The following is a 20,432-nucleotide window of genomic DNA, read 5'->3' as shown; positions in this document are numbered from 1 at the left end:
TACTATTTCTCCCAGACATCGAGATCTGGCCATAATTGCTTAAGGTCGAGATACTCTTCGATGGCATCAGCCACGCGATTGATACCATCTTCACGCATCTGGGCAAAATCCACTCCGTTGGTTTTCGTCAAACCTGCCCAATGAAGGATCGTACCTGTTGCCTCTGGAGCTTCAAAAATACCATGTAGATATGTACCGAATACTTGATTTTCCCATCCAACAGCACCATCGTTTCTATCACTAAGCTCTATTGGGGCATCTTTGGTTACGCCACTCGTCTCACCAGCATGAATTTCATAACCAAACACCTCTACGCTCTGTTGACCAGGCAGTGTCAATGTTCCTTTACTTCGTTTAAGCTGCTTTTGTTGTTTAAGTTCTGTCCTTAATGGTAGATACCCCAACCCTTTGCTTTCACCGATTTTACTTTCAATACCAAGCGGATCTGAGATAAGTTCACCTAACATTTGATAACCACCACAGATGCCCATTAACTTGCCACCAAAACGGAGATGACGAGCTATTTGAGTATCCCAACCTTGCTCTCGAATAAATTCTAGATCCGATCGAACACTCTTAGACCCAGGTATGATTATCAGATCTGCCGTAGGAAGGGGTTGGTTTTTTCCGACAAAAACCAGGTCTACATTAGGGTGCATTCTAAGGGGATCAAAATCCGTATGATTGCTAGTACGTTGTAAAATCGGCACAACAACCTTAAGGCTTGGTTCATCGTTACAGAGCTGACTGATATTAATCGCATCTTCAGCTTCAAGCATTAATCCATGAAGATAAGGCAGGACACCGATCACTGGTTTTCCGGTTTTTTCTTCCAACCATTCCAACCCATTTTCAAGCAGTGTTACATCCCCTCTAAAACGGTTGATCACAAAGCCAACCACTCTATTTTGTTCCGACGGACTGAGCAGTGCCAAGGTACCGTACAAATGTGCGAATACACCGCCTCTATCTATATCAGCCACAATGATGACTGGAATATCCGCTTCTTCAGCAAAACCCATATTGGCAATGTCACGATCTCTGAGGTTAATTTCCGCTGGACTGCCTGCTCCTTCTATCATTACTGACTGATAGTGACTTTGTAACCGGCCAAAAGACTCAATCACGTACTTCATCATTTTTGGCTTGAAGTTATGGTATGTTTTGGCGTCCATATCTGTAAGAGCTTTTCCATGGACAATAACCTGGGCACCCACATCCGTATTTGGTTTAAGTAATACTGGATTCATATCTGTCGTCGGCTCTATGTTGCACGCATATGCTTGAACGGCTTGGGCCCGACCAATCTCTCCACCATCTATCGTTACAGCACTATTGAGTGCCATATTTTGTGGCTTAAATGGCGCAACATTAACGCCTTTTCTAGCCAGAACACGGCATAACCCTGCAACAAGAACGCTTTTACCCGCATCGGATGTCGTTCCTTGAACCATAAGTGCTTTTGAACATGCTTGCATAATATTTCTCATTAAATTCGTTGAGTTGAAAACTTACAGCCAAGGGGCAACCGCATCATCTAGGCGTGCTATCAAGGTACTGTTAGGGATACCCAACTGCTCGGCAAGATCTAAACACCCACCAAGCCCACAGCCTTCGACAACATAGCCTTGTTCATACATCCGAACCGCTTCAAATTGAGAGTGATAGAATTCGATATTAGGAGTGCGCAGTTCACAATGACTTGGTAAAGACTGGGCCGCTATATTTGCGTCCCTCGATTCCATAACCCATCGGGTTGTAGCCACAGAAATATTCGCTACATTTATGTTTTCTGCCATTGCGACAATGGGAGCAAAAATCATCGCACCACCAGCGAAATTTAGCTCAGAAACACCACTATTAAGTAACGCGCAACAAGCCCTCTGGACTGGGTCCGAATAGCTGAGATTGTCGGTATAGGAGCTCGCTTTTTTTGGTAAAGCTGCCGTCATTTCCGTCAGCTCTGCCAATGTCCTATTTTTCATGGCCAATTTATCTTTGTCTTTGGTACTACCGGCAAAAGAAAGCTCACTATCAATCCAACGTTGCAACCATAAAGTGGCAAACGTTGTACCTCCAATGCCAGATTCAGCCAACAAATGTTTCTCACCGACTTGATGTTGACGTTGGAGTTCGGGAATAAGGACTTTGTTGATGAGCTCAGACTCTTCACCTAATTTGCAATAGTGGGTCACAACATCATCTAGCTTACTGTTACTAAAATCCGGTTCAGATTCGAGTCCAAGTTGATAACAGTGCAGGCGAATTTTATATCCTTGCGCTTGTAATGCGCGGAAAACTCCGTGGACAAGAATCGCAGGGGTGACGGATCCATTGCCTAACGCCGGAGATGGAAAACTTTGCCCATTAAGCAAGGTATTCGCCTTGCCGCACACGATGAGTTCGGTATCTCTTGTAGGATGAAGCTGCATCAATCCTTCCCCAGCACCCGCATCGCTAATTAAATGCAGGTTAAGAATTGGAGCAACAGAGTTAAGCGTTATAAAATTTAGCCAGCACATGATGTCCTCTATTTCTTTTGATGGTCTTTGAGTGTCATTGGAAGTCCTGCCACGACGAGGGTTACTTTTGCTGCTCGAGCCGCAATGGCCTGATGCAACCAACCCGCCTCATCGACAAAGCGACGACTCATATTTCCGATAGGCACAATGCCCGAGCCCACCTCATTTGTCACCAAAATGACTTGACCAGGAATCTGTTCCAATGTCTGTAATAATTGAGATTTATAATCGGTCCACGAGAGACGAGAATCAGAAAAAAGACAGTTACTCAACCAGAGCGTCATGCAATCCACTAAAATACAATTATCTGGTTTGCTGTTTGACTTAAGCTCTCGTGCTAGGTGTAAAGGTTCTTCAATTACTTTCCATTCTTTTGGTCTTTGAGTTTGATGCATCTTGACTCGCTTTGCCATTTCATCATCAAGGACCTCGGAAGTCGCAATATAAATAACTGACTTTCCCGAACTTTTAGCGACCTGTTCGGCGTAGCTGCTTTTACCCGAGCGAGCCCCACCCAACACCAGTTCAATCTCGTTTATAGTGTTGCTCATAACTGCCCCATCTCTTGATTAATCGCTACTAGCGCACTTTCCAACTTGTCCCATTGAAATGCACTCGCTGGCAACCCAAATCTCACTGCATTCATTTCATCACAAAGCCGCGTAAAAACCTGATGTTGGCAAAGCATCTCATGTAAATAAGGGGCATTTTCTACATATACAGTGGTAAACAGTGGTGTACCTTGAAAATCAGAAGTTAAGTAGTTGCTCAACAGAGCTTTTAATTTACTCGACGCTTCCTCTATCTTTTTAGACGTTTTGTTTTGCCATTCATGATCAACGATTGCGTGCTTTACCACCCAACGACTTGGGCCAGTTACGGCCCAGGGTCCTAGTCGCTCTGCCACGTTACTTTTTAAGGGTTCAGTGGCATATAAAAACCCAACTCTCGCTCCCGCCAAGCCAAAAAATTTGCCTATGGAACGTAAAACGATTAAGTTTTCAAGATCATTGATTGCACAAAGTATGCTCTTTTGAGGATGAATATCGATGAAGGCTTCATCGACTATCAAAATGCCATTTTTGCGGACGAGTGCTTGGTGTAACGTCAATAAATAATCAACGTCAAATTGATATCCCGTTGGGTTATTTGGATTAATGATCACCACCACGTCGCATTGATTTATCTGCTCAGGCGTCGGCATATCGTCATACCAAACAACTTGCCACGCATCATTTCCGCTGCCAGTACGATTGTGACACCACGCATGTTGATGCTCTTTGTAGCCGACTTTTGGTAACGCGACGACACCGGTTCTACCACCACGAATTTGCTTTACAGCATCAGGCAACAGCATAATAGCCGCTTGAGAACCGGCAACCGCCAACGGCTCTTCTGGTGACTGATAGTAATTTTTTGCCGCTACTTCTAGCCCATCATTTTCTTGAGGCAATTGGTTCCAAACGGAATCAGGTAGGTCACTAATCGGATAAGTGTAAGGACTGACACCAGTAGACAAATCTACCCATTGATCAATGTCCCCACCGTAGCACTTCGTTATTTGAAGTAAATTTCCACCGTGTTTTATCATTGCTAGACCCCAGCTATCGCGGTTACTACTAAGACATAACTCAAAGCAAAACTTCCTCTTCTGATCAATTGATTCGACTTAGGTATTACATGCCATGTTGCGAGTTCTCCGCATCCCATCGGTTTCTTATCGTGTAAAACACCATGGTAATAAGTTGGCCCTCCTATAATGACATTCAGTGCCCCAGCACCAGCGGTCATAACGACCCCCCCATTTGGACTGCTGCACTGTTTAGCTTGAGTTCGCCAACAAGTTATCGCTTTATTAAAGTGCCCTTGAAATGCATAAATAATGGCGGTGAGTCGAGCGGGAATCCAACCTAAAACGTCATCGGTTTGGGCCGTGAAACGACCAAAATTGAGATATTGCTCATTTTTATACCCCCACATCGCATCTAGCGTATTAGCTAGGCGAAATAACACAGCCGCGGGAGCACCAAAAACAAGGAACCAAAACATAGGTGCAAACACCGCGTCATTGCCATTTTCCAATACGGATTCAATCGTGGAAGAGGTGATATCCTGCACACTCATTTTTTCAGTATTGCGACTTACTATCAGAGAAACCTGATAACGAGCCGATTCGATGTCTTCTGCCTGTAATGGCTTATATATATTATGAGCGTGCTCTATGAGGTCTCGCCCTCCTAGTGTTAGGTAGACGAGAACCGTACTGAGCACCATATATAAAACCAATGATAATTGGGCAGTTAGCACCAACAAAGCAACTGTCGTTAGTGTTATCGGTACAACCGCCATCACCCACGCGACAATCCCTTGCTGCCTTACAGTAAGGTAATTCAGTTTTCTGGCGCTGATTTCTATTTTTGAAACCAGCCACCCAAACCCGACTAACGGATGAAACTTTGCGGGCTCACCGAGCAATCTATCCATCCAGAGCGCAAAAAGTAATATCAGCGCGCAGAGAAGCATAGAGTGACCGAGAGCAAGCTCAGCATTAAGCAACATACGAGCACTCATAGGGTTGGCTTAGCTCAGAGTCATCTATGAAATCTGGAATATCGTTTTCGCTTAAGATGTAGTTATTCTTTAAGGCCCAGATTCTTGCTTGATCATTAAGAGGCACAATTTTGGTCTTTTGTACTAAGTCAGGATTTTGCTGAATAAGTGATTGAGCAATAAGTACATCATCGACTAATAACCAATCTATATTAGGTAATGTGTAAGCAAGTGGTTGTTTTTTATAACGGCCTACCAAATAAGTGTGCTCAATAATGGCGAGCGATTTTACTTCATCCATTGTTAATTTAATTGACTTGTCTGAAACAGTGGCGTAGTTAATGCCGATCTTACGTAAAGCACTACGAACTGCACTGCTTTGACTGCCCATGGGCATTGCAAACTGCCTTATATCAAAACGGTATTTTTCAATCGCCTGTAACCAATGGGTGAACGAGGTAAAGTCAGAAAATGATAATTCCCTTTGGCTCGCTAAGAAATGTAAGTCCTTTTCATCTAACAAAGATTCTGTTGGGAGTTGAGCGATTTCAATCACTTCCCCACCTTGTTCTTTCAATGATTTCGCATCGGAATATTGACCACAGACTAGAAAACTAGTACCGGTAAATGGCAATAAACTACGCCAATCTAGCTCACTGCTTTGAGAAACCACATCGCCAATAATGGTTAAGGCTGGCCCAGTAAGCTCATTGTTTTCAATTTTTTCAGCGATGGTAGCGAGAGTCGCAATAACACAAGTATGGTCAGCACGTGTAGCGGAACTGATTAACGCAATAGGCGTATTAGGATCACGCCCATTATTCATTAAATTCACCGCGTGCTGTGCGAGCTTTTTCGCTCCCATATACAAGACCAATGTACCACCCGCGCGCCCTAGTTCGCCCCAAGAAGCAATCGTTTTTGAATGCTCATGCCCACTGACGAACGTAACACTGGACGCAATACCACCACTGGTTAATGGAAAACCAGAGTAGGATGCGGCGCCTAATGCTGCGGTGATTCCCGGTACAATTTCATAAGCAATACCATGTTGTTTAAGGTCTCTACATTCCTCGGTAGTTCGACCAAAGATGCAGGGATCTCCAGACTTTAGTCGCGCGATTGTTTTACCCGCTAATGCGAACTCCATTACATCTGGGTGCATATCATAAGTAATATGCCCACCCTGATATCCACGGTACCCAACTTGGTGTAGCTCCACATGACTTGGAATCATCGCAAGAATTGCAGGGGCAACGAGTTTGTCATAACAGACCACGTCACAATCACTAAGCAACTGTTTTGCACGACAAGTAAGCAACCCTGGGTCGCCCGGACCCGCTCCAATTAAATACACTTTACCTTTATTCATGATTTATCTCCTTTTCTAACTCAACGACTTTTGCTTTTCGACATGCATGAGAGAACGTCGGGTCGTACAATTTGGAATCAACAAAATCATCAATCGCAAATACCTTGCTCACAATGATCATTGCGGTAGAGCGAATATTGGCTTCATGCATTTTGTCTGCAATATCGGCGAGTGTGCCGCGAAGTATTCTTTGCTCAGGATGAGACGCTTTTTCTACTACAGCGACTGGCCAGTTCTGCGGATAGACATCACTCAACTCACGTACCACTTTTCTTATTAACGTCGCACTTAAAAACAGACACAATGTTGCTTCATGCTTCGCTAACGATTTTAAGTTTTCTTTATCTGGTACCGGAGTTCGACCAGAAGCACGGCTTAAGATGATGGTTTGGCACTCTTCAGGAAGCGTTAACTCTTGACCAAGTGCTGCTGCTGATGCTTGAAACGAAGAAACACCAGGAATAACTTTCCAATCTATGCCTAATTTATTTAGGCGGCGAGTCTGTTCAGCCAATGATGAATAGATAGATAAATCACCCGTTTGAACACGAGCTACATCCTGTCCCTTTTCGAAAGCATCTGTATATACTTTGGTAATTTCATCTAGATCCATATCCGCTGAGTTATGCACCTGTGCATCCGGACCCGCGCGCATAATGACCGCTTTTGGTACCAAGCTGCCGGCATACAGAATTACAGGGCAACGCTCAACGAGCTTGGCGCCTTTAACCGTTATTAGGTCTGGGTCACCTGGACCTGCGCCAATAAAAAAGACTGTCATTGCTCCACCTCATTTACTTTATAATTTTTAATCAGTGAACGTCCTGGAATTTGACCTTCTCGTGTCTCTCCATCGTCCAACGTATATTTGTTTTTGTATCCACGCGGGGTCACTATCCAATTATCGAAACGATAACTGCTGTTGTTGCCAACGATAACAGCCGCATTCATGCCAAACTCCAAATTGGTAAATAACTCTAATGTCGATAGCTGAACCGACTGCTCTTCACGATAAGCGGCATTGACCACCGCGACAGGCGTTTCAGGGTCGCGATATTTCAATAAAATCTGCTGGGCTTCTAATATATGAATTTGACGTTTTTTCGAGCGCGGGTTATAAAACGTCACAGCAAAGTCTGCCATTGCAGCCGCTTCAATGCGTTTGGTAATTACCTGCCAGGGTGTCAGTAAATCAGAGAGCGAAATAGTACAACTATCATGCCCTAATGGTGCCCCAACCAAAGAAGCACATGCATTTGCAGCCGTAATTCCTGGTACCGTTTCTACTTCTATCTGTATAGATTGAGTAGAAAGTAACTCAAAAATAAGCGGGGCCATGGCATACATTCCTGCGTCACCAGAACAGACCAACGCCACATTTTTACCTTCCTGTACATGTTGAATGGCTGAGTCTGCTCTTTGCCACTCTTTTGTCATACCTGTTCTCACCAATGCTTGTTGGTCAATTAATGTAGACACCATCTTCACGTAAGGTCCGTAACCAACAACAACGTCAGCACTTTTTACTACTTGCTGTGCTTTTACGGACATTAAATCTAAACTGCCGGGACCTAACCCGACCAACGATAATTTAGCCACAATGTGTCTCCTTGGCAGGGCTTTCTAAAGCCGCAAGATATTTTTGTTCCACAACTTGAGTAACAGGACGATTATCAGCCAGAGCTGTAAACAATTCATGCCACTGACTCTCCGAAAAATCCTCTACGTTTCTGAGCCATTGGGCATTATTGACTAAAGGGGTTTCTGAATTCGTGTCCTTAAGAGGACGCTCATAAATAGCTAAAGTAGAACGATTCCTGCAGGCACCAACACACATGGTTCGACTAATTTTGATCCGGCGGTCACCGCTAGATAAGCCCATTTTTTTAATGAGGCCTCGTAAGTCATGAGCAAGATTTTTGCTGCCGGCTTTTGCACAGCGTTTACCCTCACACAAAAGAAGATGATGACGGTGGAAAAGCATGGCTCGATCAAGATCCACGTGTTTTGTTTTACACTCAAAACCTTCTGCTACTTCATTACCGTAGGTATTTACTTTCACTTTAATGGTTTGTAGGTTTTCATCACCATGGCGCCCCTCTCCACCATGTTTCATTTGCCCATGCCAGTTCTTTCTCTTTTGCTGAACTAAAGATTCACTGAATTCACGTCGACAACAGGCAATAGTCATGTTGAAACCATCTTGTTTAAATACCCACTTAGCTACTACTAATTGATTGGTGTTACTTAACTTTAACGCAGCCGCTTCTGCAACAGAATTACTTCCCGTTACTTTTTTAACGTAATCAGATGGATTTTCTATACCAACAATGTCATCGAGCTGCTCAGCTGCAAAAGTAACGAAGGGCCACTGTTTGTGTTCCGACAATTCTAACAAGCCAACTTCATCCGCTTTTAAGTCAATACTCGCGATGGCATGTACTGAATCTAATGACAAACTGAACCTCTCACTGAACGCCTGTATTCCAGCCTTCAGAGTCGACAATGGTGTATTTCGGTCGCAGCCAAACCCTAAAATTAAGGACTTAGGACGCCAAAGCACTAATTTGTTTTGCCACTCGTTTTTAAGCCGCTCTTGACCTTCATTTCGCTCGGTATTGTCGCTACCTTTGAGTCTGTCACTGATTAATATAGCCCCACGGTATTTCGTGCTGTCTATACCGTTTAATTGATGACTACAGAGGATATTAGGGGGCATACGTTTGTCGTACTTCCACCAGTTTTTCTCTCCGGTTTCTTGAACAATAATGACGGGCTCATCGTTTACTACAGCAGCGGATATCGGCGTAATCGCTGATTCGGAAACAGTATCTAAATGCCAACCAAATGGTGCTCCAAGCATATCAACAGAAACACTCTCCGATACATCTGACGCTGTGGTTATCACCGGTGTCGCTTTTACAATATGAGCAACACGCTCGGTCAAATCATTTGCCCCTCCACGGTGGCCAGACAACATGGAAATCGCAAAATTTGCTTGTTCGTCCATGCAAACTACCGCTGGATCTTCTGTTTTATCTTTGATTAATGGACTGATCATTCGCGTAACAATGCCCGTAGCGCAGATAAAGATATGCCCATCATAGTGGCCAAATTTTTCAGCCACAAATTTAGACAGAGGCAGTGTTAGCCGCTGTGAGCCTGTTAATTCAAGTTTCGCAGCGTCCGAAACATACAGGTCAGCAAAAGGCAGCGATGTACTAAGACGTTTGCCTTGCTTCGCTCCGTTAACCGTAATCGCGTAAATAGCTAGCTTCATCATTGCCCTACTTACGCAGCATCAGAAGTGCCGCGAAGCACTCCTTTGCGAGATCGGATTGAGATTTGTACCATGGAGAAGTAGCGATGTTCCTCTGGAACATCCTCTAACTTAGTATATATTTCTTCACGGTCAGTACTGGCGTGAGACACGTACGTAGCCGCATCTTCCAACCCTAGTTGTTTCAACTTTTCAGACAGTTGCGCAATAATCCGACCGGCTTTAATCAACATGATAGTGTCGAACTCTTTTACTAAGTTTTCTAAACAATCAATGCCATATGTCGCTGGCACGACACAAAAACGTTCTTTCCCATCTGCCAACGGAATTTTTGTCGCGGCAGGTACCGCAGTGATGGACGTCACACCCGGTACAATAACTGGCACAACTTGTGGGGCAATTTCAGCCAATTCTTCTTGGATGTAAGCCCATGTACTGAATACCGATGGATCACCTTCAGTGACAAATGCCACGGACTTCCCTTGCTTTAAACGGTCAAGAATAGTCTCGGCAGCAGAACGCCATGCTGGTACATTTTTTGAAGCATCACGAGTCATTGGAAAGTGTAAAAAGCAACGTTCCGCACTAATTTGTTCTTCTTTGATAGCTCCAGTTACGATTTCCCAAGCAAAAGAATCAGCTTGACCCTTAGTTTTTTCTGGAATGGCTAATACGTCGACTTCCTGTATCAAGCGAACAGCTTTTAGCGTTAATAGCTCGCTGTCGCCAGTTCCGATACCAATGGAATATAGCTGACCTAATTGATTCGCACTCATTATGAATTCTCCTGCAAAGTTTTGGTGATCGAAAATAGATGAATTGGATTTTCAGCTTGGTAGCGTTGATAGTGCGCAAGAGGCTGAGTTTGTGAAATATTTATAATTTGAGTTGACAGGGTGAGTTGATTTTCTTTTGCCCACTGATACACTTCAGAGACGGTATCTATAGTAACTGCACTCGCAATTAAGCGACCATTGGGGTTTAGACGCTGCCATGCTAACGATAGGATTGCGTCTATTTCTCCTCTCGTACCTCCAATAAAAATAGCGTCTGGATTTGGTAAAGAATTCATACTAGACGGTGCTTTTTCACAAATTAGAGTCACATTATCTGTGGCATGCTCTTGTTTATTGTCTTTAATAGCGGAAAAACAGAGGTCATTACATTCCACAGCAAAAACTTGACCTTTCCATGCAAGTTTACCCGCTTCGATGGCCACTGACCCAGAACCAGAACCAATATCCCATACCGTGTCATCAGGCCGAATTCTTAAACTTGTTACCACCAAATTTCTCACCGCTTGTTTGGTAATTAGACCATTCTTAGGCATACGTTTTGAGAAGCTTTCATCGCTAGCGAATTGACCTTGTCCACCCCACCTCAACATTGAACCACGCTGTGCTACCAAGATATTGAGCGATGAAAACTGTCGGTCACAATGGATAAGTTCATCAACACTGGAGAAATGTATGTTTTCCTCACTCGACCCCAAATCTTCACAAACCGTGAGGTCCCAATGGCTCTCATTGAATGCAGCCATATGCTGAGCAATCACTTGTGGTGTATGACTACCGTCTGTTAACAAGGCAAAGAGATCTCCCTGCTGAAGTTGACAGGTCAGTCCGTTTAAACTGCGACCGTGACACGAATAAAACCTTGCATCATTCCACGACAATCCCAAGCGAGAAAAAGCCAATTGTGGTGAACTGAGGGAAGCGATAAAACGAACTTCATCCGCCCCAAGTTTTTTAACTAGACGATTTCCAATACCATAAAAAAGTGGGTCTCCTGAAGCCAGTACCACAACACCACCCTCTTCACTCTCATCAATGACTAAATTAAGCCAAGCAGAAAAGCCCTTAGTCATGTCGATGAACTCACCTATATATTGAGGAAACCATGTTAAGTGCCTTGGGTGTCCGGCAACAATTCTTGCGCTAGATACGGCACTTACTGCACGACTAGATAAGCTCAAGCAACCATCTTCTGGAACGCCGACTACTGTAATACTGACCATAATTTCTAACCCGCCTGATACAAAAGAGCATGGATGGTAGATACAACAATTGGGCTACCACCTTTTCGGCCAATACTGGCAATATATGGAACCTTGTTTTGTTCGATTAATGCATCTTTCGACTCTAGTGCTTTGACAAATCCAACAGGAATCCCAATGATTAGAGCTGGTTTAATCTCTCCTGCTTCAACCATTCTCAATATTTCAAACAACGCTGTAGGGGCATTACCCACTCCAATAATAGCCCCGTTGAGAATACCCATATCTCGAGCTTTTCTCATCGCCCATATAGCGCGTGTATCACCCCATTCTTTGGCAGCGGTTATCACGTCGGGATCGCTAATGAAGCAGTAGGCTTCGTTGTTATAAACCGATAATCTTTGTGCGCTGAGGCCACTGGTTATCATTGTTACATCACTGATAATTGGACAACCATTTTTAATAGCTTCAATGCCTCTAATGACGGCACCATCACTAAAGCGGAACAAGTTTGCAAACTCGAAATCACCCGTAGTATGAATGGCCCGCCTAACCACTGGCCATTCAAGGTCGTCAAAATGATGTTCACGATGAAACTGCTTTATCTCGCTATCAATAATGCCAAATGAGCCGTTTTCGATAGCTTGCCCTTGACGGGTCATCTGTTGCATTTTGTCCATAGTTATTTCACCTTTTTGACCCTCAGAGTCAGTTATTATTTCATTCTTGCTATCGTATTTAGCCAATAAACGACCATCGAAATCGACGAGAAAAACGTCAATGTCTAATGCATCATCACAATGATTTTTTGAAATGTTACTTTTATAAATATTTTGGTTGGAAACGTAACTTTTGGCGTGCTTACCGGCTTCTTGGCAAAGACGAGACAAATATTTTTCAGCGTTGTTGTCACGCACCAAATCAAGCACATGTCGCCCTGTATTAGCATGACGAATAGCGTCGCATAAAGAGTCACTTAACCTTTCCTGAATCGCGAGCTGGCTTAAGTGTTCAAAGTCAATTTTGTGCCCAGAGACATGGGTCATCATTTTGCCGGACAATAGTTTTCCTAGTTTGCCAATCATCACGGTCATGGATACTTTTTTTATGTGGTAACGTTTAGAGGCACGCAAGCCGATGCCCATAAAATCACCAGCTTGAATAAATGCGATGCTGTCTAAATCAGGAAACAGTTGCATCGCGAATTTTTCAGAACGACTGCCTGTTGTAAGAACCACGTGATTAGCGTTATTAGCGCTAGCAATTTGTATCGACTGCCTAATCGAAGCAGCAAACGCTGACGTTGAATACGGCCTAACTGTACCTCTAGTGCCCAATATAGAAATGCCACCAATGAGACCCAGTCGTTCGCTAATGGTATCTTTCGCAACCTCTTCTCCTCTTGGTACGGAAATAGTCAGTTCAATACCACCACTGCAACTGGCCCCCTTATCATGTTGTGCCATTTCTAGTGCAACCATAGCCAATATGTTATTTTTAGGAACAGGGTTAATGGCAGGTTCACCCACTGCCAATTCCAGTCCTGGAAGTGTTACTTGTGCAACACCTTTTCCACCGTTCAATTCAACACCAATCTGAGTTGACCACTTAGCTGTACATTGAATTTCTATACCATGAGTACAATCGGGGTCATCTCCTGCATCCTTAATGACCCCTGCAGTTACCGAATTTATCCCTTCTACGTATCTTTCTTCTGAGTAATTTGTCGCTTCTAACCGTGATAGTGCAAAATTAACCACCTCTTTATTAGGTAGTATTATCTCAATGTCCGCAAACCGCTTCGGACAAAGCAACATCTTGACAGCAGCTCGTGCAGCAGCGGCAGCACAAGCTCCCGTTGTATACCCCCCACGTAAATCATTTCTGCTTTTAGATTGTTTTAACTTGCCCACGCTTTTACTCTCTTTTCTCTATGTAATTAGTGTTTGTTTAAACTTGCCATATTCTCAGATTGTCCGTTCACTGCTACTGGCGAAATAACTGATTAAGTTCTAACGCCAACGTAAATGTTTTGGTGTTTGCTCTCGAAAACTCCAGTTGATTCACCTGCACCACGCGACTGTTCAACATGGTAAAATTGGGTCTATCTGACGGTGGCGTTGGATTTTTGTTCATAGGCCCAACCTGATAAAGGTAATAATCAGGGTCTTCTATCAACACGCTTTCTATGTTGAATTTCAACAATTTACGATCAGCCGGTGCGACAAGCTTTCCGCCCGCTACCCTAATAATGTCATTTATAATGTTGCCACGACCTGCAATGATGTAAGGACTTTCGGTAATTTCGTAAACCACACTTGGTACTTCGGTTACTGGTTGTAATTGGTCGCTTATCTGTGTCAATTTTTGAATGAGTTGTTCTGCTTGTGATTCCCTTTCAAGTAAAACACCAAATCGTTCTATCCCGGTAAGGATGCCTTCAAGGTTTGATGGGTCATATCTAATAACATCTGCCCCCACTTTTTCAGCAAGGTGATCTGAGAAAAACCGATTAGAACTAATCACTATAAGGTCGGGGGCTAAACCCTTAATCAACTCTATATTTGGCTTAATATGAGAACCAATTTTCATCGCCTGAGGAAAATCTTCATTACTACGAGTAATACCCACAACTTTATTCCGAGCATCAAGTTTAATGAGGATATCGCCAGCGGCTGGAGCCAGCAGTACTATCTTGTCGTATCCGTAAGAGCTAGGGACAGAAACTAAAGCTATGAGTATCAATAGAAACCGAAACATCATATACCTCCTCAAGTAATGGGCTGGTCACTTCGTCTCGAGTGACATCGAAAATCAGATTACCGTTTTTAAAAAAAAGAAATCGATCGAAATATCGATAGGCTAAATTCACGTCGTGCACTGACGAAATCACGGTGTGGGAAAGCTGCGTCAAGTGCTCAAAAATCTGCAAAGTATGCCGAATATCTAAACTGGAGTTCGGCTCGTCCAAATAAATAATCGGAGCTTCTTGATTGAGAACCCTTGCAATCATTACCCGACGCTTTTCGCCACCAGACAAATCGGAAAAGCTGCGCTGAGCATAATGATCTAGGTCCAACAACTTCATTAAGTTCAAACTGTTTTCTCTATCAACCTGATTAAAATCCACACCGGTCAGCTTCGCGAATCGACCTAACAACACCACCTCGAAAACACTAAAGGGGAAGGATATATCGGAAAACTGTGGCAACACCGAAAACAAACCTGCTCGCTTAGAATGGCTAATTTTTTCCAGCCGTTCATTTTGATAAAAGATGGATTCCGTATTCGCCTCGTTTAATCCGGCCATCAAGTTAATCAAAGTACTTTTGCCACAACCATTTTCCCCCATCAACGCCACCTTTTCTCCCGAACGAATATTTAGAGAATCAATATTGAGTGCGAATTCCGCTCGTTGATAACTAAGGTTTTTAATTTGAATATCAGCCATTCCAGAAATGATCTCTACGTCGTTTTAAAAGATAGAAGAAGAAAACGCCACCGAATACCGCTGTTAAGATACCCACTGGTAACTCTGCTCCGCCCGGAATAATCACTCTTGATAAGGTGTCTGAGGACATCAGTAAGAAGGCACCAAATAGACTGGAATAAAACATATTGTTTTTCATATCGCTGCCAAACAAGCTTCGTGAAATATGAGGAACAATAAGCCCAACAAAACCAATGATGCCAGAGAAGCTCACCGCAACAGAAACCAACAATGTGGACAGTACAAACACCACTGTTCTAAGTTGGTTTACGTTAATACCTAAGCTCTGCGCTGAGTGCTCATCTAAGGCGAGGACGTTTAATTTCATGGCATTTCTATGTAAATAAGTGAACACCAGCCCAAATAACGCAACACAGGTTGCTACTCTTTCCCAGCTCACCATGAAGATGCCGCCCATTAACCAATAAACAATGGAGTTCAATGAGTCTTCAAAATAATACTTAGAGAAGCTAATTATCGCGGACGCAATGATATTCATCACAACACCCGCTAAAATCATGGTAATCGGATTGATTCGACCAGCAGTTAAAGACATACGGTAGACCATCAATAACCCGGTAATTCCAGTCGCAAAAGCAAATACTGAAATGAACTGCACTGGCACACCTAACGCGATGGCTAATACTGCACCTAGTGCTGATGAAGAAGCTGCGCCAGTAGTAAAACTATCGGCTAATGGGTTTTTAAGCGTCAATTGATACACACTACCGCTTAGTCCTAACATTGCACCGATAATGGCGGAAAAAAGAACCCGTGGCATTCTGAGCTCCGTCAATATATCGCTTTCGATTATCGACATGTTGAAAGGATTAATCCAATGAGGTCCCACAAGCATAGAAACAAAGCTTGTTAGAATAAATATGGCGAATAGCCACAGCTTCATGCTTCTACCCTCTTCACAATATGATTCGCGATAAACCACAATCCGATATTAAGAAAAAGTAGAATAATCAAAGAGGTAAAACTAAACGCACTCGACGATAGCATTGAGGAACGAATAAGTTCTGCGCTATAAGTTAGCGGTGAAAATGCAGCTAGTATTTGAATAATCATTGGCATTTGTTCCACGGGGAAGAACGTCCCAGAGAGAAACATCATTGGAGTAATAATAAAGGCGTTCATTGAGGCTTGATCTCGATGGTTTTTCATCTTGAGCGCTACAATTAACCCGATAAGTGCAAAAGCCATAAGGTGCAAAAATAGACTCAACATAAACAACATTGAAAACGTTAAGTCGATGCCAGATACCACACAATAAATAGAGACCATGAATACTGGAATCAATCCTTTGGTCATGCCATAAAGCACTTCTCCCACAATAATTTGCCAACGCTGACAAGGCGCCAATAAATACTCTTCAAATATCTTTAAATAAAAGCGACTAATATTGATTTCAGAAGCAATATTATAGCTGTAGTTCATACTCGACATGGCCAGTAAACCTGGTAGCAAGAAAGTGAGGTAATCAACACCATCCACCACGGTTTCTTTCCCTACACCATAACCAAATGCCATCAAATATAAAAAAGGAGGAACTGCCGACGCCAATAAAACACGGACAATTTTTTTTCTGAGAATCATTATTTCTCGATAATAAACGCCAATGACGCCGCTAAACATAGTTATTCAACCTTGTACCAGTGATATGAACAAAGACATCTTCTAATGTGGTTTCTCTTATACTGACGGGTATATTGCCAAGCTTCATTAACCGAGCCTGAGCCTCTTCTCGGTCAGCGAAAAACTCTTGTTCTAATTCTTCTTTTTCAATATCCAGAACGAAGCGGCCAATATGTTTCTTAAGCCCTTGGGAAGTACCCTCTACGACAATTTTGCCTTGGTCGATAAAAATCACTCTGTTTGACAATTTTTCAGCTTCTTCAATATAGTGAGTGGTCAAAAAGATAGTACATGCGCGCTCGCGGTTAATTTTGGTAAGAAAGGACAGCATTTTCCGTCTAGCCAACGGATCGAGACCAACGGTTGGTTCATCTAAAAACAGGATCTTCGGGTTGTGCATTAACGCTCTTACAATGACTAACTTTCTTTTCATACCACCGGACAGTTTGCCCGCAGGTTTGTCTTTGTGCTCAGTTAAACCAGCAAATGCTAAGCTATCTACAATCGCTTGATTCAACTGCTTGCCTTTCATTTTATATAACAAGCCATGTACATAGAGGTTTTCAGCTAGACTAAGTTCTTTATCAAGATTGTTGTGCTGAGGCACAACACCAATCATTTTCTTTAAACTTATCTGACTGGGATCGTATTTCTCACCCTGATACGAAATTTGCCCTGAAGTTGGGGCGATTAACCCAGTTAGCATCTTAATGATGGTCGTTTTTCCAGCGCCATTGGGGCCAAGAAAAGCGCATATCTCACCTCGACGGATAGAAAAATTAACATCGTCTACCGCAGTGCTTTTTTCAAACCGTCGAGTAAGTGATTTTACGTCGATAAGAACCTTGTTATCACGTACATCGCTTTCAAGTTCAAAATCATCAGGAGTTAGTATGTGCACCTCAGCCACCATTTCTGTTTCTCAACCATTAATTCAAAGAGATGCCAGCATCGTTTGCAGCATCCTTTAAATGATTAAGGTAGATGGTTTGAATTGCTTTTTTGCTGCCTAACCCTTCAAAGACGGCAGTAACCTTAATGTTGGCGTTCGAAAGCATGACCTTCCAAGAATCACTTTCATCTCCCGCCATATCATTAGTTGCATGGTCACCTGCCACTACCATCAAAGGTTTTAATGTCACACTATCGACACCGTCTTGCTTTATTTTTTTCAAAATAAAATCAAAGTCGGGGTGCCCTTCTACTACGCCAACATAACTTTTCACTTCTGGGTACATGTCGTTAAGTAACTGACTCAGTTCATAGTAAAGCCCCGTAGAAAGATGGTCATTGCCGTGTCCCATGTAGACGAGCGCGGTACCGTTTTGCTTCGCTAGATTGATATCTTCTCGCAATGCTTTAGCAAGCATCTCCAGATCAAGACGATATTCATACTTGTTTCCCCATGTCCCCATCAGAGGACGACCCAGTGCAATGTTGCTGAACGGACGCCACTTCTTTTTTAATGTTTCTATAGAAGCAAGTGCACCCACATAATTTTGAAGATCGATATATTCCTCACCGTGAGACAAAAGAGTCGTTTGTACAACGATATCTTTATAACCTTCGTTCTGCAGATCCGCTAGCGTACCAAGCACGTTTTTTACATCATACAAATCTTCAGAAATTTCAGAGTGCCGCTCTCGATATTGAGCATCATTTTTACGGGAATGCCATTTTTTACGAATAATATTAGAAGTAAAAGCGAACTTAACAAGCGTATTGGGATAGGCTTCTTCGACTGTCTGTTTTATGGCTATTAATGAGCCAACAGCACTGTCATAGGTTGTACCAAACGCGGCTAAAACAATGGCAGATTTTTGTGGTTCAGAGTCAGCACTGGATACCGTAGAAGAAAAACACAGTAGTACCGTAAGAAATAACAAAATCGTAGGTTTAGCGACTATTTCTATTAAACAATTTGAGAATTTCATTTTCTATTTCCATCTATTTTTCGATTGTGAAATCGAAAAAACTAAATAATTGGCGATAGAGAGGGGAGGGACATTAATTATTTTAGCAATAACTAATAAATATCGAGACACCCGCTCGCATGCTGTTGTATTCCGATAGACAGGTATCCTGGCTTATGGGTCTATGCTACATAGCGCCTTCCCAGATTTCTCCAGTGGTTAATTGCTATTAGCTCGCCAATTACAGTTGCGGGTACAGCCCAAGCTTCTACTTGGTTCCCTTTTAAAGAGTAAATAAATTAACTCTTACCTATTGGAATATATAAGATACTGATTTTTATATAAATTCATCAAATCCGTTCGCGTCCACCCTTATGGGCGCAAAACAGCTAAAGTGCTTGTTTGTATAACGCCATAATTTCTTCAGGGCTTGGTTGTCTTGGGTTTCCAGGTAGACAAGGATCTTGCATCGCTTTATCTATCCAGCCTTCAAAATCGCTTTCCGTCACACCTAATTCAGCAAATCCGCTAGGGATTTTAACGCGTACCGATAACTTACAAATCAGATCAATAGCTAAGTCAGCGGCTTGTTTATCGTTGAGGTCAAAGGTGTTACCGCTCATTGCTTCAGCAACAGCGCGGAAAGGCTCAGGACCCGTTTCGGCGTTAAATTTACTAACAACTGGTAATAAAATTGCGTTACAAACACCGTGAGGTAAGTTATGTGTCGCACCAGGCTGATGGGCCATTGAATGAACCAGTCCTAGACCTGCACTGTTAAAAGCCATCCCTGCAAGAAATTGCGCGCAAGCTAAGTTATCACGCGCTTCGATATCGCTGCCGTTATCAACAGCGGCTGGCAACCATTTAGTAATGAGCCTAATAGCTTCTAGAGCTGTTGGTTTAGTCAGGGTATGAGCACCTGGTGTTACATAGGCTTCAATTGCATGAGTTAAAGCATCCATACCTGTTGCAGCGGTAACACTCGCAGGAAGCCCCGTCATTAGAGTTGGATCATTGACGGCAATATCAGGGATCTGTTTTCCGTCAATGATCACCATTTTGACTTTGTTTTCTTCATCAGTAATAACTGAGTTTGACGTCATCTCAGCTGCAGTACCCGCGGTTGTATTAATGGCGATAAAAAAGGCACCAGGGTTAGTCACTTTACCTACACCATTAAATTTACAAATATCGCCCTCATTGGAGGCAACAACTCGAATGGCTTTAGCACAATCTACTGGGCTACCACCACCGACGGCAATAAAACAATCACACCCTTCAGCTTGGTATTTCTTTAGCCCATTACGTACCAAGGTAACCGTCGGATTTGGTGTTACTTCGTCATAAATAACGTATTCAATAGAAAAGGACGTTAATTCTTGAGTTAACTTATCTAATAAACCCAACTTAATTAGATTTTTATCGGTAACGATGAATACTTTTTTAATCGGTTGTTGGTTTAAAACAGCAACCGCATCTTCAATAGCTCCCACTCCAGCAAAACTCAGCTTTGGTAAATTCAATGCGAAAGACATATTATTCCCCTGTGATTTTAGTATAATATTAAAATTAATTTCAGTATGAAATGATAATAATATTTTGCTAATTTAAATTCTGAGCTGTAATTAAAATTATTATTAGAACGACAATTTTCTCTCATAAGTA

The 20,432-nt window shown here is 42.7% G+C and carries 19 protein-coding genes and 1 riboswitch; all 19 genes read right to left on the bottom strand.

The window, feature by feature from the left end; genetic code table 11:
* Positions 1-2 precede the first annotated feature (2 nt).
* Positions 3-1,478 (bottom strand): cobyric acid synthase, encoded by a 1,476-nt coding sequence (locus tag L3V77_RS22595; RefSeq protein WP_275137069.1) that lies wholly within the window; start codon positions 1,476-1,478, stop codon positions 3-5.
* 33 nt (positions 1,479-1,511) lie between these two features.
* Complete coding sequence (locus tag L3V77_RS22590; RefSeq protein WP_275137068.1) at positions 1,512-2,522, bottom strand: hypothetical protein; 1,011 nt, start codon at positions 2,520-2,522, stop codon at positions 1,512-1,514.
* An 8-nt stretch (positions 2,523-2,530) separates the two neighbouring features.
* The gene (gene cobU / locus L3V77_RS22585) at positions 2,531-3,073 is read right to left on the bottom strand and encodes a bifunctional adenosylcobinamide kinase/adenosylcobinamide-phosphate guanylyltransferase (protein WP_275137067.1); all 543 of its coding nucleotides are present in this window, start codon (positions 3,071-3,073) and stop codon (positions 2,531-2,533) included.
* Complete coding sequence (locus tag L3V77_RS22580) at positions 3,070-4,113, bottom strand: threonine-phosphate decarboxylase (protein ID WP_275137066.1); 1,044 nt, start codon at positions 4,111-4,113, stop codon at positions 3,070-3,072. Before L3V77_RS22580 ends, cobU begins: the two co-directional genes overlap by 4 nt.
* A 2-nt stretch (positions 4,114-4,115) precedes the next feature.
* Positions 4,116-5,093, bottom strand: a complete 978-nt coding sequence (gene cbiB, locus L3V77_RS22575) for an adenosylcobinamide-phosphate synthase CbiB (RefSeq protein ID WP_275137065.1) — start codon at positions 5,091-5,093, stop codon at positions 4,116-4,118.
* Positions 5,071-6,444, bottom strand: a complete 1,374-nt coding sequence (gene cobA / locus L3V77_RS22570) for a uroporphyrinogen-III C-methyltransferase (RefSeq protein WP_275137064.1) — start codon at positions 6,442-6,444, stop codon at positions 5,071-5,073. The genes cbiB and cobA overlap by 23 nt, the downstream gene beginning before the upstream one ends.
* The gene (cobM, locus tag L3V77_RS22565; RefSeq protein WP_275137063.1) at positions 6,437-7,225 is read right to left on the bottom strand and encodes a precorrin-4 C(11)-methyltransferase; all 789 of its coding nucleotides are present in this window, start codon (positions 7,223-7,225) and stop codon (positions 6,437-6,439) included. The genes cobA and cobM overlap by 8 nt, the downstream gene beginning before the upstream one ends.
* On the bottom strand, positions 7,222-8,043 hold the full coding sequence (cobJ, locus tag L3V77_RS22560) for a precorrin-3B C(17)-methyltransferase (protein ID WP_275137062.1): 822 nt from the start codon (positions 8,041-8,043) through the stop codon (positions 7,222-7,224). The genes cobM and cobJ overlap by 4 nt, the downstream gene beginning before the upstream one ends.
* Positions 8,036-9,727, bottom strand: a complete 1,692-nt coding sequence (locus L3V77_RS22555; protein WP_275137061.1) for a cobalamin biosynthesis protein — start codon at positions 9,725-9,727, stop codon at positions 8,036-8,038. The genes cobJ and L3V77_RS22555 overlap by 8 nt, the downstream gene beginning before the upstream one ends.
* An 8-nt stretch (positions 9,728-9,735) precedes the next feature.
* The gene (cobI, locus tag L3V77_RS22550; protein ID WP_275137060.1) at positions 9,736-10,500 is read right to left on the bottom strand and encodes a precorrin-2 C(20)-methyltransferase; all 765 of its coding nucleotides are present in this window, start codon (positions 10,498-10,500) and stop codon (positions 9,736-9,738) included.
* Positions 10,500-11,741 carry a precorrin-6y C5,15-methyltransferase (decarboxylating) subunit CbiE gene (gene cbiE, locus L3V77_RS22545; protein WP_275137059.1) on the bottom strand — a complete coding sequence of 414 codons (1,242 nt, stop codon included), beginning with the start codon at positions 11,739-11,741 and terminating at the stop codon, positions 10,500-10,502. The genes cobI and cbiE overlap by 1 nt, the downstream gene beginning before the upstream one ends.
* A gap of 5 nt (positions 11,742-11,746) precedes the next feature.
* Positions 11,747-13,633 (bottom strand): cobalt-precorrin-5B (C(1))-methyltransferase, encoded by a 1,887-nt coding sequence (locus tag L3V77_RS22540; protein WP_275137058.1) that lies wholly within the window; start codon positions 13,631-13,633, stop codon positions 11,747-11,749.
* 73 nt (positions 13,634-13,706) lie between these two features.
* Complete coding sequence (locus L3V77_RS22535) at positions 13,707-14,483, bottom strand: ABC transporter substrate-binding protein (protein WP_275137057.1); 777 nt, start codon at positions 14,481-14,483, stop codon at positions 13,707-13,709.
* The gene (locus tag L3V77_RS22530; protein WP_275137056.1) at positions 14,434-15,171 is read right to left on the bottom strand and encodes an ABC transporter ATP-binding protein; all 738 of its coding nucleotides are present in this window, start codon (positions 15,169-15,171) and stop codon (positions 14,434-14,436) included. Before L3V77_RS22530 ends, L3V77_RS22535 begins: the two co-directional genes overlap by 50 nt.
* Complete coding sequence (locus L3V77_RS22525; RefSeq protein WP_275137055.1) at positions 15,164-16,114, bottom strand: iron ABC transporter permease; 951 nt, start codon at positions 16,112-16,114, stop codon at positions 15,164-15,166. Before L3V77_RS22525 ends, L3V77_RS22530 begins: the two co-directional genes overlap by 8 nt.
* A complete protein-coding gene (locus tag L3V77_RS22520; protein WP_275137054.1) occupies positions 16,111-16,851 on the bottom strand; it encodes an ABC transporter permease in 741 nt (246 codons plus the stop codon). Before L3V77_RS22520 ends, L3V77_RS22525 begins: the two co-directional genes overlap by 4 nt.
* Positions 16,844-17,752: an ABC transporter ATP-binding protein gene (locus L3V77_RS22515; protein ID WP_275137053.1), complete on the bottom strand. Its 909-nt coding sequence runs from the start codon at positions 17,750-17,752 to the stop codon at positions 16,844-16,846. Before L3V77_RS22515 ends, L3V77_RS22520 begins: the two co-directional genes overlap by 8 nt.
* Positions 17,753-17,780: 28 nt before the next feature.
* The gene (locus L3V77_RS22510; RefSeq protein WP_275137052.1) at positions 17,781-18,785 is read right to left on the bottom strand and encodes a sirohydrochlorin cobaltochelatase; all 1,005 of its coding nucleotides are present in this window, start codon (positions 18,783-18,785) and stop codon (positions 17,781-17,783) included.
* A gap of 120 nt (positions 18,786-18,905) precedes the next feature.
* Positions 18,906-19,093: riboswitch (cobalamin riboswitch) on the bottom strand.
* 60 nt (positions 19,094-19,153) lie between these two features.
* Positions 19,154-20,302 carry a lactaldehyde reductase gene (gene fucO, locus L3V77_RS22505; RefSeq protein WP_275137051.1) on the bottom strand — a complete coding sequence of 383 codons (1,149 nt, stop codon included), beginning with the start codon at positions 20,300-20,302 and terminating at the stop codon, positions 19,154-19,156.
* Between the last annotated feature and the right edge of the window lie 130 nt (positions 20,303-20,432).

It is taken from the genome of Vibrio sp. DW001 (assembly GCF_029016285.1).
In the GTDB taxonomy this organism is placed as follows: Bacteria; Pseudomonadota; Gammaproteobacteria; order Enterobacterales; family Vibrionaceae; genus Vibrio.
The sequence above is the reverse complement of the archived record's forward strand: the minus strand, read 5'-3'. Positions and strand labels throughout refer to the sequence as shown.